At 60.0% G+C, this 14445-nt stretch carries 11 protein-coding genes; 1 reads left to right on the top strand and 10 read right to left on the bottom strand.

The genetic code is table 11. From position 1 onward, the window contains the following. Nucleotides 1-90 precede the first annotated feature (90 nt). Genes aaeB through aaeX form a run of 3 tightly spaced genes read right to left on the bottom strand, consistent with a single transcriptional unit; the run spans nt 91 to nt 3207 of the window. On the bottom strand, nt 91-2058 hold the full coding sequence (aaeB, locus tag ENGE1_RS02570) for a p-hydroxybenzoic acid efflux pump subunit AaeB (protein WP_043080915.1): 1968 nt from the start codon (nt 2056-2058) through the stop codon (nt 91-93). Nucleotides 2059-2063: 5 nt separating this feature from the next. Further along, nucleotides 2064-2996, bottom strand: a complete 933-nt coding sequence (aaeA, locus tag ENGE1_RS02565; RefSeq protein ID WP_048253862.1) for a p-hydroxybenzoic acid efflux pump subunit AaeA — start codon at nt 2994-2996, stop codon at nt 2064-2066. Between the two features lie 7 nt (nt 2997-3003). After that, a complete protein-coding gene (gene aaeX, locus ENGE1_RS02560) occupies nt 3004-3207 on the bottom strand; it encodes a p-hydroxybenzoic acid efflux pump operon protein AaeX (protein WP_043080916.1) in 204 nt (67 codons plus the stop codon). A gap of 131 nt (nt 3208-3338) precedes the next feature. Here aaeX and aaeR point away from each other — a divergent pair, with 131 nt between their 5' ends. Beyond that, nucleotides 3339-4262, top strand: coding sequence for an HTH-type transcriptional activator AaeR (gene aaeR / locus ENGE1_RS02555; RefSeq protein ID WP_043080917.1), 924 nt, complete (start codon nt 3339-3341; stop codon nt 4260-4262). Nucleotides 4263-4296: 34 nt separating this feature from the next. Here the strand turns inward: aaeR and tldD are convergent, their stop codons facing one another. The 7 genes from tldD to mreB all read right to left on the bottom strand — a co-directional run bounded on the left by tldD (nt 4297) and on the right by mreB (nt 14302). After that, nucleotides 4297-5742, bottom strand: a complete 1446-nt coding sequence (tldD, locus tag ENGE1_RS02550; RefSeq protein ID WP_045288753.1) for a metalloprotease TldD — start codon at nt 5740-5742, stop codon at nt 4297-4299. 71 nt (nt 5743-5813) lie between these two features. Next, entirely contained in the window at nt 5814-9605 is a 3792-nt protein-coding gene (gene yhdP, locus ENGE1_RS02545; protein WP_048253830.1) for an AsmA2 domain-containing protein YhdP, read from the bottom strand. A gap of 25 nt (nt 9606-9630) precedes the next feature. Further along, complete coding sequence (gene rng / locus ENGE1_RS02540) at nt 9631-11100, bottom strand: ribonuclease G (protein WP_043080921.1); 1470 nt, start codon at nt 11098-11100, stop codon at nt 9631-9633. Further along, nucleotides 11090-11677: a Maf family protein gene (locus tag ENGE1_RS02535; RefSeq protein ID WP_045288751.1), complete on the bottom strand. Its 588-nt coding sequence runs from the start codon at nt 11675-11677 to the stop codon at nt 11090-11092. The genes rng and ENGE1_RS02535 overlap by 11 nt, the downstream gene beginning before the upstream one ends. Before the next feature lie 14 nt (nt 11678-11691). Next, nucleotides 11692-12180 (bottom strand): rod shape-determining protein MreD, encoded by a 489-nt coding sequence (gene mreD / locus ENGE1_RS02530; protein ID WP_043080924.1) that lies wholly within the window; start codon nt 12178-12180, stop codon nt 11692-11694. Beyond that, nucleotides 12180-13190, bottom strand: coding sequence for a rod shape-determining protein MreC (gene mreC, locus ENGE1_RS02525; RefSeq protein WP_048253831.1), 1011 nt, complete (start codon nt 13188-13190; stop codon nt 12180-12182). Before mreC ends, mreD begins: the two co-directional genes overlap by 1 nt. 68 nt (nt 13191-13258) lie before the next feature. Beyond that, nucleotides 13259-14302: a rod shape-determining protein MreB gene (mreB, locus tag ENGE1_RS02520; protein WP_006818047.1), complete on the bottom strand. Its 1044-nt coding sequence runs from the start codon at nt 14300-14302 to the stop codon at nt 13259-13261. Between the last annotated feature and the right edge of the window lie 143 nt (nt 14303-14445).

The following is a 14445-nucleotide window of genomic DNA, read 5'->3' as shown; positions in this document are numbered from 1 at the left end:
TTTTCCACTCCCTGACGGCGGTTGGCTACGGCGGCAGTTAAGTATAGCCATAAAAAAACCGACGCCCTGAGGCGTCGGCTGTGAGAGTAATTAACTCTGCGTCAGCGCCACCTGGTACTTCCTCAGCATAGCGGTTAACCGCTCTACCGGCTCGGTGACCTGCAGCGGCGCTTCCCAGTAGCGGAGTTTCTCCTGATAGATATCCAGCTGCTCCAGCAGTTGCTCAAAGTACTGGTGCCGCTTATCGTCACTGATGGCAGAAATCAGCTTATCGGCGGTACGCCGCAGCACCCGATGATAGTCAGAGAGGTCATCGTTAACCGGCACGGGCGCGTTACGCAGGCGCTGGTGGGCGATGATCAGGTTCAGCGCCAGGCGAAACTTCGGCAAGTCGTCGGGAAACTTATTCAGCAGCAAGAACAGCTGCTGATAAAGGGCCGGCAGATGGTTGACCCTGCGCCGCGCTTTATTGGTGGTCAGGGACGACACCGCTGCCGACACAAACTGATTAAGCAGCACGCGGCCGGTACGCGCACGGGAGTTATCGCGAATCAGAAGGATAACAATCAGCGCCAGAAAACAGCCAACAATCTGGCCGAGCGCGCTATCCAGAAACTGGCTGAAGTGAAAGGTCATCGGGTTATCAAGCACAATGATGTTGATGATGTTCGCCAGTCCCCCCAGCGAGCCCAGCCGCCGCTTTTGCACCTCGATACCAATGAAGAAGGCCAGAACAGCAAGGCTGATGCAGAGCAGCAGCATACTCTGCTGCGTGGAGGGCATAATCACCAGGAAGTAAAGTGAGCCTACCGGCAGCGCAATCAGCGTCCCAACCAGAAAGTCGATAGCAACCATTTTGGGATTCGGCATCCGCATCGCAAGCGACGTGACCACGGCGATCATAATCATTGCCGTCGAGCCGGACGTCCACCCGGTCCACAGCCAGAAGACCGTTCCCAGCGCGCAGGCGAGCGTGGTTCGCCAGAAATTCACCATCGCATGATGTCGCTCGGCGGACTCCGCCTTAACCACGGCCTCGCTGCGCAAAACCTCCTCTTCCAGGGCGCTGATTTTGGTATTGCCAATGACCCCGCGCTTTAACAGAAGATAACGCGTTGCCGCCCCTACCCAACTGGAGATGGTGACGGGAATATCGTGCTGCCCGGTCCAGGAAAGAATACGCCGCATACGCTTGAGCTGTCGATGCACATCCTGGGCGGTCTCAACCGGCTGGTCGAACATTTCGCGCCAGGCGGGGGCAACCGCCTCCGGACGCGTATTCTGAATCAGATACGTTTCGCACGCCTGGGTAATCAGCGTCAGCGAGAGCGTATTGATCGCCTTCAGGCGGCGGGTAGCCTTTGCCCAGCGGGAGGACTCCATATTGAGGTTACTGCGCATTCCCGCCAGACCCTGCGTACGGCGAACCAGACCACTCCAGGATTTATCCACCTCCTCAGCGTCCTCATGACGGATGCAAAGCTGCATCAGCTGATACTGGGCAACCAGCAGGGAATCAAGCTCGCGGTCTATCTCCTGCTTGATGGATCGCGGAGAAAAGAGCAGGTCCGCTACGATAGCGCTAAGGATCCCGAGGACAATCTCGCTGCAGCGCTCCACGGCATACTGGGGTGCCAGCAGCGGCTCATACTGGATAGAGATAATGATAATCAGCGCAGTGTACCCTGACAGTCCCCATGCGTAAGAGTTTTCAACCCTGACAAGTGACGAGACCCAGGTACAGAAACCCGCCCACAGGCAGCACACCAGCAGCATGAGCAGCGGCGCGCGAATCATCATAATGATGATAATCAGCGCCGCGATACAGCCAATAAAGGTGCCGCAGATACGCAGCATACCGCGATAGCGAATCGCCCCGGAATAGGGTTCGCCTCCGGCAGCGAACGCTGGCCCCGCGGCCACGATGGCCGCTGTCAGCACCGCCCAGCGGGGGGTCTCCAGCTCAAAGTGAAAGCCAACAAACAGCGCCAGCACAAGGGCGCACGCAAGCTTGATGGCAAAGCGTAAATGCTGGCTGGCAATAGTAAAGATGCCCATGGTAATTAACCAAACTCACGCAGGCGCATACCCAGCTTCTGGAAAAAATTCATCTTATCCCGGTCGCGATCCTGCTTTCCGGTGACGATAACCGTCGCGGTTGTGCCCGCAGGCCAGAGATTATCCGTCTGCTTGTCGAGATGAATACGTACCGGCACGCGCTGCGCCAGGCGTACCCATTCGAGGTTGGAGTCAACGGTCGCCATTCCCTTAGCATCGACGGTGCTGCTGGCATTGGTTACCCCGGATGCAATACTGTCCACCGTGCCCTTCAGCACGCGGGTACTGCCAAGCGGGGTGATCTCCGCACGGTAGCCGGGACGCACGCCTTCGAGTTTGGTCTCTTCCATATAAGCCGTAACGTAGAAGGTGCCTTTCTTCACCAGCGCCACCGCGGTTGAACCGCGAGTAATAAACTCGCCGCCGTAAACGTTGAGGTTGGTTATCCAGCCGTCAGACGGGGCGCGGATCACGGTACGCTCAAGATCGATACGCGCCAGATCGCGTGTCGCCTGCGCTTTCGCCAGCTGATGTTCGACAGTCTGCAGACTGCTATTGGCCTGATCGACCTCTTCCCGCGACAGCGCCACGGGGCCGATGCGGTTGCGTCGGCCCGCTTCGCGGCGCTTTTCATCCGCCAGCGCCTGGTAGTAGGCGACGTCGGCTTCCGCTTCCGCCAGCGCCTTCTGATAGCGCGGGCGGTCAATGATGAACAGCGTCTGCCCTTTCTTCACCAGTTGGTTGTCTTTAACGTCAACTTCGGTGATCAGGCCCGACACGTCCGGCGCTATTGCGACCACATCGGCACTAAAGCGCGCGTCGCGGGTCCACGGTGACTCGGTATAGTAGACCCACGCGTGAAAAATCGCGATAAACGCCAGTATCACCAGGATGACCGTAATCGCCGTACGGGAAAATTTTCTTATGAGTGCTTTCACAACGACCTCAGACAAACAAGCGTGATATCAGGTAGAACAAACAGCAGTATAGTGCGGTGTTAAACAGCGCGGGGTGCCAGACAAAATCATAGATCCCGGTGGGAATAAGCATCCGGCGCAGGAGCCAGAAGATGGCCAGCGACAATAGCAATTCAAAGAAGATCGGCGGAAATGACAGACCGAAAATCACGATAACGGGAAACAGACTCATGTTGACCTTGAACGATTAGAGAGTGCAGGTAAGAGCGATAATTTTATTATTCAGCTAACAGTATATTATCGTAACAGTTATTGCATGATCTATATTATGTGATCTAAATCACTTTTAACTCCGAGTGAACAATGGAAAGACTAAAACGCATGTCCGTCTTCGCCAAAGTGGTGGAGCTTGGCTCCTTTACAGCGGCGGCGCGGCAGCTGGAAATGAGCGTATCGTCAATCAGCCAGACTGTTTCCCGTCTCGAAAATGAGTTGCAAGTCAAGCTGTTAAACAGAAGTACCCGCAGCCTTGGCCTCACCGAGGCGGGTAAGATTTACTACCAGGGGTGCCGGCGGATGCTGTTTGAGGTGCAGGATGTCCACGAGCAGCTGTACGCCTTTAACAACACCCCTATCGGCACACTGCGCGTTGGTTGTTCTTCAACCATGGCACAAAATGTCCTCTCAAGGATCACCGCTGAGATGCTGCGGGAGTACCCGGACCTCTCCGTGAATCTGGTAACCGGTATCCCGGCCCCGGATCTGATCTCCGACGGTCTCGATCTGGTGATCCGCGTCGGTACCCTGCAGGACTCAGGGCTGTTTTCGCGCCGCCTTGGCGCCATGCCGATGGTGCTGTGCGCCGCGCACAGTTATCTACAGCAGGCCGGCGCGCTGGAAAAACCCGCCGACCTGGCAAACCACTCCTGGCTTGAGTACAGTATTCGGGTGCACAACGAATTTGAGCTGGTCGATCCGGAAGGAAACTCGACCCGCCTCAGCCCGCAGGGGCGCTTCGTGACTAACGATCCGATGACGCTCAGCCGCTGGCTGACCGCCGGGGCAGGTATCGCCTTCGTGCCGCTGATGTGGGTCATTGATGAAATTAATCGCGGGGAGCTTGAGATCCTGCTGCCGCGCTATCAGTCCGATCCCCGCCCGGTATACGCCGTCTATACCGAGAAGGACAAGCTGCCGCTCAAAGTGCAGGTGTGCATCAACTATATGACGGATTACTTTATTGAGGTCGCGAAGCGCTTTCAGGGCATGAAGGGAAACAAGGGATAGCGGCAGAAAGCCCGCCGAAGCGGGCTATGAGAGGTTATGCGGTGCCGCCCACCGTCAGGTTATCCACCTTCAGGGTCGGCTGACCGACGCCTACCGGCAGACTCTGGCCCTCCTTGCCGCAGACGCCGACGCCGTTATCGAGCTTCAGGTCGTTGCCGACCATCGAAATCTGCTGCATTGCCTCAATGCCGGAGCCAATCAGCGTCGCGCCCTTCACCGCTTTGGTGACTTTACCCTTTTCAATCAGGTAGGCCTCCGAGGTGGAGAACACGAACTTGCCGGAGGTGATATCCACCTGGCCGCCGCCGAAGTTCGGGGCGAAGATGCCGTAATCGACCGACTCGATGATCTCCTGCGGCGTCGATTTTCCCGCCAGCATATAGGTGTTGGTCATGCGCGGCATCGGCAGGTGGGCGTAGGACTCGCGGCGGCCGTTGCCCGTCGGCTTCATGCCCATCAGGCGGGCGTTGAGCTTATCCTGCATGTAGCCCTTCAGCACGCCGTTCTCGATCAGCACGTTGTACTGTCCCGGCGTGCCCTCATCGTCAATGGCGACGGAGCCGCGGCGGTCGGCGATGGTGCCGTCATCCACCACGGTGCAGAGTTCAGACGCTACCAGCTTATCCATCTGGCCGCTGAATACCGACGTTCCGCGGCGGTTGAAGTCCCCTTCCAGACCGTGGCCGACCGCTTCGTGCAGCAGCACGCCCGGCCAGCCCGCGCCGAGCACCACCGGCAGCGTTCCCGCCGGGGCGGCAACGGCGGTGAGATTCACCAGCGCCATGCGCACCGCTTCTCTGGCCCAGGCATCGGCGCGAACGTCTCCATCAACGTCGGCGAGGAACCACTCGTAGCCGAAGCGGCCGCCGCCGCCGCTGGAGCCGCGCTCGCGCTTGCCGCCGTCCTCCACCAGCACGCTAACAGAGAGGCGCACCAGCGGACGCACGTCCGCCGCCAGGGTGCCGTCAGTCGCCGCCACCAGAATCAGTTCATAAACGCCGGTCAGGCTGGCGGAGACCTCCTGCACGCGCTTATCGGCCGCCCGCGCCGCTTTATCGACGCGGCGCAGAATATCCAGCTTCTCTTCCCGGCTCATGCTCTGCAGCGGATCGAGGCGGGTATACAGTGCCGGATGGTCTTTGCCGCCGAGGGCGTGGACTTTGCCGTCGCCGCTCTCGCGCACGATAGTGCGTGCCGCCTGTGCGCTCTGCGACAGCGCCTGCAGGCTTATCTGGTCGGCATAGGCAAAACCGGTTTTTTCACCGCTCACCGCCCGCACGCCGACGCCCTGGTCGATATTGTACGAGCCGTCTTTAATGATGCTGTCTTCCATCACCCAGGATTCGTGATAGCTCGACTGGAAGTAGAGATCGCCATAGTCGAGGCGGCGCTCGGTCAGTTGCCCAAGTATGGCGAACAGATCCTGATGGTTCAGGCCGTTCGCCGACAGCAGATGTTCACTTACCAGGTTCAGACTCATCGTTTTAATCACTTTTAGCCAGGAATACTCAGAATGGTATGAGAGTGGGGCAATTCGCGCGCCCCGTCAAATCATTGCGTTTTATCGCTGCGCGCCTGGCGCAGAACCTCGTTGATCTGCGGCTGGTCAATCGGCCCGGTAATGCGATAGCGCAGAATGGAAACCTTGTTCCACAGCGGCCCCAGCACCTTGCTGGCGGCAAAGACCGCCGCGCCGACGATCGGGTTGATAACAAAGGCCGTGGCGACGCCGACGGTCGTGGAGATTTCCGGCGCCACGATAGCTTCCATATCGACCCGCCGCTGCACCAGATCGACGGACCCCTTGAGGCCGATATCCGCCTCCAGCCCATCCACCAGCGTATCATCGGTATGCAGCTTGCCGTCTTTGATCCACGCGGTGCTGTGCACCGAGTCGTAGTAGAAGCCTTCGCTGAAGGTATCGCTGAAGTCAAAACGCAGCTTGCGCAGCAGGGCATCGAAGCTCACCAGCCGCAGCAGCTGTCCGGTATGGCCGGTGCTGATATCGGTGAACTCGCCCTTGCCGAAGTGGGTTTTGATGATGCCGTTGAGCGAGGTGACGTCCGGCGTCCACGGCGCCGCGCGCCAGTGCAGATCGTAATCAACGTCAAACGAAGAGTCGCGGATCGGCGAATCGAGACCAAAGAAGCTCACCGCCGTGTCGATTTTCTTACCGCTGAGCTTGCCCTTCAGCGCGCTGCGCTCGCCGCCGGGCGCATTGACCCATTCGCCGCTGGTCGTCAGGCGGGCAAAGCCGGTGTCCACCAGGCCGTTGCTCAGGGAGAGCGTGTCGCCCTTAATGGTGAAGTCGCCGTTAATGCGGCCATATTTTTGCCCCCACAGCCAGCACTCGGCGCAGCGCAGCTGCAGGTTTGGCCAGCCTTTGAAGTCAATGCCCGAACTGGCGCCAAACGGATTACTGCCGCCCTCGGCGCTGCCTGTCGAAGAGGAAGAGGAGGACGGGTTGTAGTAAAGGTAGCTGATGGCCGCCAGCCACGGTCCGCTGTCGCGCATCGTCAGCGAGCCGTTGATCTCCCGGCTCTGGGCCTCGACTTTCGTGCCGCCGATAACCGGCTCAGAGACAATGCTCAGGTTATTCCACTGCTGGCCGCCCATCGACAGCGCCGGCGTGCGCAGGGTGATTTTCCCCGGGAACGAGGTGGTGGCGCTAATGCCGTCGCCGGCCCCCTTGCGAAACAGTGCCAGCCACTCCATGCCGTCCATCGCCGGCAGATTCAGCTCCAGTCCGGCGCTGTCCGGCAGCGGCGGCAGTGTGCGGCTGTCGCTGGTCCAGATACCGCGATCGAGCACCAGCTTTTTATCGAGTCGCCAGCGGCTGTTGAGGTGGTTTTTGTCGCCCACGCTGCCGGTCAAATCAAAGCGATCGAGGCCGCCGCTGACGTTTACCTTCACCGGCAGCGGGTCGCCCGCCGCTTTACTCACCGGCGCCGGCAGGCGGCTGCTGATGTTCTTCAGATCGCCGGCAATATCCACCTTATAGCGGGTGCTACCTTTGTAGGGCAGGTCGATACCGACCTTGCCCTGCCACGGCACGCTGCCGGTAATGGCGTCATTGATCTGCTGCGGCAGCAGACCGGTTTTCGCGGGCTGCCAGTTGCCGTTAAGGTTAACCGCCACCTGATAGGCCTTATCGCCCTCGCGGGTGGAGAAATCGACGTTCAGCGGCTGATGAAACCAGCTGGCGCTGAGCGGGCCGCTCTGCAGATTGCCATTCTCAAAGGTAAAACCGCCGCTGAGATTTTCCAGCGTGCTGTTGAGCGGCTTAATGAACAGCGAATTGTTGGCAAGCTTCACATCGCCCTTTGCCAGCACCTGCTCGCCGTTGAGCGGAATGTCCAGATGCAGGCGGGCGCTGACGTCGCCGTCCAGCTGCAGCTCGTCGAGGGTCGCCCCGAGAGACTTTTTCAGCGGCGTCTGCTGGAAGTAGGGACCGACGGCTTTGCCCGGACCGCGAATATCCGAGTCGATAATCAGCTTGTGCTTCGAGTAATCGGGAATGGCGGCGTGAAGATCGGAGGCGGTGACGCCGCCGAGCGCAACCTTATCCGCCTGCATCCACAGACCGTCGTTGAGGAAGTTGAGATCGATATTGAGGTTAGTGAGCGCCGGCCAGCCGGGCTGGAAGGCAAAGGTCGCATTGTGCAGCGGTACCCAGACCTGGAACTGGCCTTCGTTATGCTTGTACGGGAAAAGGTGTGGATTACCGCTGTACACCAGGGTGGCACTGTCGGCCTGGCCGCCCTGAATGGCGCCGCTGAGGTAGTCCACCAGATCCTTGCCCATCAGGTTTTCCGGAAAGTAGCGCCACGCCTGGCCGCCGTCGTCGGTGCTGATGCCCGCCAGAATACCGAGCCACGGCGCGTCGCCCTCCGGCTGCAGCCAGCGGAAGCCGCCGCGGGCGCGGACGGCCTTCGCCTGAACGTCGATATCGCGGCCATCGAGCATAAAGCCTTTCTCGTTCTGCACCCAGTTTAGCGTCGCCACGCCTTTACTGATTTCCAGCGGCGCGCGAAAGACGGTTTCATACGGCATGACGGCATTCTGCATCGACACGCGGAGAATTCCATTGCCGGCGCTGCCTTCGGCTTCGCCGGAGAAGTGCTCGGCGCCCGGCAGCAGCTTCCACTGCTTCCACGCCAGGTCGCTCCACGCCGCCTTAAAGCGGGTCTTGTCCGCGGCCTGCAGCGGGATATCCAGCGCCAGCATGTCGATTTTGCCGTGAGGCTGCGTGGTCTGCCAGATATCGCCCAGCGACGGGGAGATCTTTTCGGCGATCGGCAGCAGGCCCGCCAGGCCGCCCAGCTCAAGGTTGCTGGCGCGGATGCGCACTTCGCCGTCGTCCTTCTCTTTGCCGGGGAACCAGGCCATCGCCAGCGCCCCGCGCGGCCAGCGCTGGCCGTCGATGGCGATGCGGGTATCGGGAATATGGAAAGCCCAGCCGTCGCCCTCGCGGGAAACGTGCGTGGTCAGATTATCAACCAAGAGCGTGTGCTGCTGGCGGTTAGCGCCCTGCCAGCCCGCGCCGCCCTTTTTCAGCCACACGTCGCCGCTGGTGATATCGCTCTTGTCGAGCGTCAGCCAGCCTTCCAGGCTGAAGCGGGCGGAGGTCAGGGCAACGTTATCCTGGGTCCACTTGTTAAGCCACGGCTTAACGTCGATATCGTCCGCCTGCAGCCAGACGCGGCCTTCGTTGAGCAGCCCGCCGCTGTCGCGCATGTCCATCCGCACCTTCATCACACCGTGCTGTCCGGTCAGGCTGGAGAGGCTGAGCTCGCCCTCGGCGCGGTGGCGATTTTTGCCGTTAAGCCAGGTCAGCTGCGGGATAGCCAGCTCAATGCGCTGGCCCGACATGCTCATAAAGCTCAGCTGGCTGTCGCGCAGGGTGAAGTGGTCGAACTGGCGCAAAAACAGATCGCCGACGCGGTCGGGCTTCAGCTCGTCGTCGCTGTCGTTGCTTTGCAGGGTAGAGTCGGTGTGGATTTTCAGCTGCCAGAAGGTCAGCTCGCGAAACTGCGGCCGCAGGTGCAGCAGGCTTTGCCAGACGTCAAAGGCCAGCGAGATGCGCTTTACCGAAAGCTGGCCGTTGTCTTCAAAGGTGGTCTTAAGGTCCCGGATCTCAAGCGTCGGGCCAAAGTTCTGCCAGCTGGCCTTCAGCTGCGAGGCGTCAACCGGACGCCCGGCTATCTGGCTGATCTGCGCCAGCAGCTGCGGGCGCCATTTGTCCAGATGTGGCAAAACCAGACGCAGGCCGCTGACCAGCAGCGCGACGATAACGACCAGTGTTGCCAAAGCGATCAGCAGGATCCCGGGTAAGCGCCTCACGCATCTCTCCTTGTAGCTGCTGGGATTACATCATGACCACGTCGAACTGCTCCTGATTATAGAGCGGCTCTGTTTGCACCTTGACCTGCTTACCGACAAAGATCTCCACCTCTGCCAGGGCGTGGGACTCCTCGCCCTTCAGCGCTTCGGCGACGGCAGCGGAGGCGTACACCAGGAAGCGGTCGGAGTCGTAGGCGTGGTGGACGCGCACCACCTCGCGCATGATTTCATAGCACACGGTCTCCACCGTCTTCACGCGCCCGCGCCCCTGGCAGGTCGGGCATTCGTTGCACAGCACGTGCTCCAGGCTTTCCCGGGTGCGCTTGCGGGTCATCTCGACCAGCCCCAGCTGAGAAAAGCCGTTGATGCTGGTTTTGACCCGGTCTTTACTCAGGGCCTGCTCCAGCGAATGCAGCACGCGGCGGCGGTGGTCATCGTTATTCATATCGATAAAGTCGATAATGATAATGCCGCCCAGGTTGCGCAGGCGAAGCTGGCGGGCAATCGCCTGGGTGGCTTCGATATTGGTATTGAAAATGGTGTCGTCGAGGTTGCGGTGGCCGACGAACGCGCCGGTATTGATATCGACGGTGGTCATCGCTTCGGTCTGATCGATAACCAGGTAGCCGCCGGACTTCAGCTCCACCTTGCGCTCCAGCGCGCGCTGGATTTCATTTTCGACGTCGAAGAGGTCAAAGATGGGCTGGCGGCCGCTGTAGTGCTCCAGCTTGCTGGTCATCTCCGGCATATACTCGGCGGTAAACTCCATCAGCGACTCGAAGGTCAGGCGCGAATCGACGCGGATGCGATCGAGCTGCGCGTCGGCAAAATCGCGCAGCACGCGCTGGGCCAGCGCCAGCTCACCGTACATCTTGTAGCGGGTCTGCGGGCGTTTTTTACGCTCCATCACTTTGGTCCACACCCGCTTGAGGTAGGCGGCATCGGAGGCTAAGTCGTCTTCGCACACGCCCTCGGCGGCGGTACGGATAATAAAGCCGCCCTGCTCGTCGCAGTAGTCGGTAACCACCCGCTTGAGGCGCTCGCGCTCGGCCTCGCTTTCAATGCGCTGCGAAACGCCCACGTGGGAAGCGCCCGGCATAAACACCAGATAGCGGGACGGCAGCGTAATATCGGTGGTCAGCCGCGCGCCCTTGGTGCCGAGCGGATCTTTAACCACCTGCACCATCAGATCCTGACCCTGGCGGACCAGCTCAGAGATATCGCGCACGGTAAACTGCTTCTGCTCGTCCCCGGCCACGCACTCGGTGTGCGGCATGATATCGGAGGCGTGAAGAAACGCCGCCTTATCCAGACCAATATCTACAAATGCCGCCTGCATACCCGGAAGTACGCGACTGACCCGACCCTTGTAGATATTGCCTACGATGCCACGCCGCGCTTCGCGCTCGATGTGGATCTCCTGCAAAATGCCGCCGTCAATGTACGCCACCCGCGTCTCGGAAGGTGTTACGTTTACTAATAATTCAGCCGTCATGTTTATCCCTTTTCTCACGCAATGCGTTAAAGTTACTGAGCAGCTCCCAGGTCTCCACCAGCGGCAGGCCGACGACAGCGTGATAGCTGCCGTTTATTTTTCTGACGAAACAGCCGCCAAGCCCCTGAATACCGTATGCTCCAGCCTTGTCCATCGGCTCACCGCAGGCGACGTAGCCCGCGATATCCTCGTCTGATAATACCCTGAAGGTGACGTCTGTCATCACCAGACAATCAAGGATCTGCGCGCGGTCGGCCAGCGCCACCGCCGTCATCACCTGATGCGTCTGACCGGAGAGCTGGCGCAGCATGGCGGCCGCCTCTGCTTCATCGCGCGGCTTCTCAAGTACCTGACCATTAAGCACGACAATCGTGTCTGCGCCAAGCACCGGCAGATCGCGCTCTGCCATCGCAACCCCGGCCTGCGCCTTGTCCCGCGCCAGGCGCGAGACATACTGCGACGCCGGCTCCTGCGGGCGACGCTGCTCTTCAATGCCGGGCACGATGCGCTCGAAACGCACGCCCAGCTGCGTCAGCAGCTCCTGACGACGGGGGGAGCCGGAAGCGAGATAAAGCATTGTATAGAAACCTTTTATTGTACAGCGAACTGCTGGCGAATTTTGCGCATCAGCAAAAACAGCCACGGCCAGAGCACGCCGTTGACGACGCTGCTCCAGAAGACCTCCGGCTTGAACGCAACGTCGATGACCAGAAACTCCGCCCAGAACACCACGATATCGACCGACAGGGATAGCAGCATCACCACCAGCGCCTGCTGCCAGAGCGCCAGGTTGCGGAACAGCTGATATTTGAGCGCCACCAGATAGGCGATGATGCTGAGCGACAGCGCGCGTACGCCGAGCGTTGAACCGCTGATGAGATCAAGTATGGCACCCATCACGAAACCCGTGCCGACATTCACGCGATGCGGCAGCGCGAGGATCCAGTACAGCAGGATCAGCAGCACCCAGTTAGGCCGGTAGACGATCAGGTCATCCGGCCAGGGCATAACCTGCAGCAGCAGGGCCACCAGAAACGATAGCCAGATAACCCAGCGTCCCTGGCTACGATAGCTGGCCACTATTGTCCTCCCGCAGGCGCAGACGAGGAAGTTTGCGGTGCGCTACCGGCCATGCCGGTCGCGGGCGCAGGCATCGGCGCCGGCGGGCCCATCGCATCCGGCGCAGGCAGCACCTGCGGCATCATCTGCATCAGGCGCTCGTTGGCTACGCGGTGCACCTCTTCCGGCGTCATCGGGTTTACGCCGTTACGATCGGCGCCCCACAGCAGCAGCAGGTAGCGCAGGCGCTGAAGGCCGGCGGTCGGCCGCGCCTGAATCACCGTATAGGCGCGCTGGGTATCCAGCTTAACCGAGGAGACTACGCCCACCGGATAACCTTCCGGGAAGCGGCCGCCGAGGCCGGAGGTCACCAGCACGTCGCCAACGCGGATATCGGTATTGGCGGGCAGATGCTCCAGCTGCAGATCGTCGGTGCAGCCGTTACCGGCGGCAATCACCCGGATGTCGTTGCGCAGCACCTGGATCGGCAGCGCGTGGGTCGCGTCGCAGATCAGCAGCACGCGGCTGGTCAGCTTGGCCACCGCAACGACCTGGCCCACCACGCCCTTATCGCTGATGACCGGCTGGCCTTCGTAGACGCCGTTGACGCTGCCTTTATCAATGACCACTTGGTCACTGTAAGGGTCGTTCACGGTGGAGATAACCTGGGTAACCATCTTCTGCTCGTCCTGACGCAGCGGCGAACCCAGCAGCTCGCGCAGGCGGGCGTTTTCCTGCTTGTACTGACCCAGCATCAGCAGGTCGCTGTTTTTCAGCAGCAGTTCCTGACGCAGGGCGCGGTTTTCCAGCTCAAGCTGATCGCGGGTCGCCAGGGTTTGTGAGATACCGTCAAGAAGTTCCCGGGGACCATTGGAGATAAAGTAGAAAGGGCTTACGGCTGTGTCCATGTACGTTCGGATCTGGCTGAACGTACCGAGGCGGCTGTCGGCAATAATCACGCCAAGCGCGACCAGCACCGCCAGAATCAGGCGAATCTGCAGCGATGGGCCACGGCTAAAAATGGGCTTCATAGGCTATGCGTACTCTCGCGTCAGTGAAATCAACGGAGCAGCGGAGGCTGCCCCGGACTTCTGGCTGACTACTCTTCGCTAAACAAGTCGCCGCCGTGCATGTCGATCATTTCCAGCGCCTTGCCGCCGCCGCGGGCAACACAGGTCAGTGGATCTTCTGCAACTACGACAGGAATTCCTGTCTCTTCCATTAACAGGCGGTCGAGGTTACGCAGCAGCGCACCACCACCGGTCAGCACCATACCGCGCTCGGAGATATCGGACGCCAGCTCTGGCGGGCACTGCTCAAGGGCCACCATTACCGCGCTCACGATACCGGTCAGCGGTTCCTGCAGCGCTTCCAGGATTTCGTTGGAGTTGAGGGTAAAGCCGCGCGGCACGCCCTCGGCCAGGTTACGACCGCGAACTTCGATTTCGCGCACTTCGTCGCCCGGATAGGCAGAGCCGATCTCATGCTTGATGCGCTCGGCGGTGGCTTCACCGATCAGCGAGCCGTAGTTGCGGCGCACATAATTAATGATGGCTTCGTCGAAGCGGTCGCCGCCGATGCGCACGGAAGAGGAGTAAACCACGCCGTTGAGGGAGATAACGGCCACTTCTGTCGTACCGCCGCCGATATCGACCACCATGGAACCGGTTGCTTCAGAAACCGGCAAACCCGCACCAATTGCTGCTGCCATCGGCTCTTCGATGAGGAATACTTCACGGGCGCCAGCGCCCTGTGCAGATTCGCGAATGGCGCGACGCTCAACCTGCGTGGCACCCACCGGCACGCACACCAGCACGCGCGGACTCGGGCGCATGAAGCTGTTGCTGTGAACCTGCTTGATGAAGTGCTGAAGCATCTTCTCGGTGACGAAGAAGTCGGCGATCACGCCGTCTTTCATCGGGCGGATCGCCGCGATATTGCCGGGCGTACGACCGAGCATCTGCTTCGCTTCATGACCGACGGCCGCGACGCTTTTCGGGGAACCAGCACGATCCTGACGAATGGCCACCACGGACGGCTCATTCAGTACGATGCCTTGTCCTTTTACGTAAATCAGGGTATTCGCAGTACCCAGGTCAATGGACAGGTCATTGGAAAACATGCCACGAAATTTTTTCAACATACTAAGGGATAATCCTGAAAGCTGGGGCGGAACACAAAATCCGCTTACTTTACCAACCACACGCAGCAGCGACAAGGCGCAAAAATCATCTGCAACGGTGAAAATTAGTGCAGTTCGTTTCCTTTGTTACAATTTCGGTCTGA

The organism is Pluralibacter gergoviae ATCC 33028 = NBRC 105706 (assembly GCF_001598855.1).
Lineage (GTDB): Bacteria > Pseudomonadota > Gammaproteobacteria > Enterobacterales > Enterobacteriaceae > Pluralibacter > Pluralibacter gergoviae.
This window is presented reverse-complemented; position numbering and strand designations above follow the sequence as displayed.

Bases quoted from the DNA above. Each gene is read 5' to 3' on its own strand.
- aaeB (WP_043080915.1), bottom strand. From the start codon at position 2,058: ATGGGCATCTTTACTATTGCCAGCCAGCATTTACGCTTTGCCATCAAG.
- aaeX (WP_043080916.1), bottom strand. From the start codon at position 3,207: ATGAGTCTGTTTCCCGTTATCGTGATTTTCGGTCTGTCATTTCCGCCG.
- aaeR (WP_043080917.1), top strand. From the start codon at position 3,339: ATGGAAAGACTAAAACGCATGTCCGTCTTCGCCAAAGTGGTGGAGCTT.
- tldD (WP_045288753.1), bottom strand. From the start codon at position 5,742: ATGAGTCTGAACCTGGTAAGTGAACATCTGCTGTCGGCGAACGGCCTG.
- rng (WP_043080921.1), bottom strand. From the start codon at position 11,100: ATGACGGCTGAATTATTAGTAAACGTAACACCTTCCGAGACGCGGGTG.
- ENGE1_RS02535 (WP_045288751.1), bottom strand. From the start codon at position 11,677: ATGCTTTATCTCGCTTCCGGCTCCCCCCGTCGTCAGGAGCTGCTGACG.
- mreC (WP_048253831.1), bottom strand. From the start codon at position 13,190: ATGAAGCCCATTTTTAGCCGTGGCCCATCGCTGCAGATTCGCCTGATT.
- mreB (WP_006818047.1), bottom strand. From the start codon at position 14,302: ATGTTGAAAAAATTTCGTGGCATGTTTTCCAATGACCTGTCCATTGAC.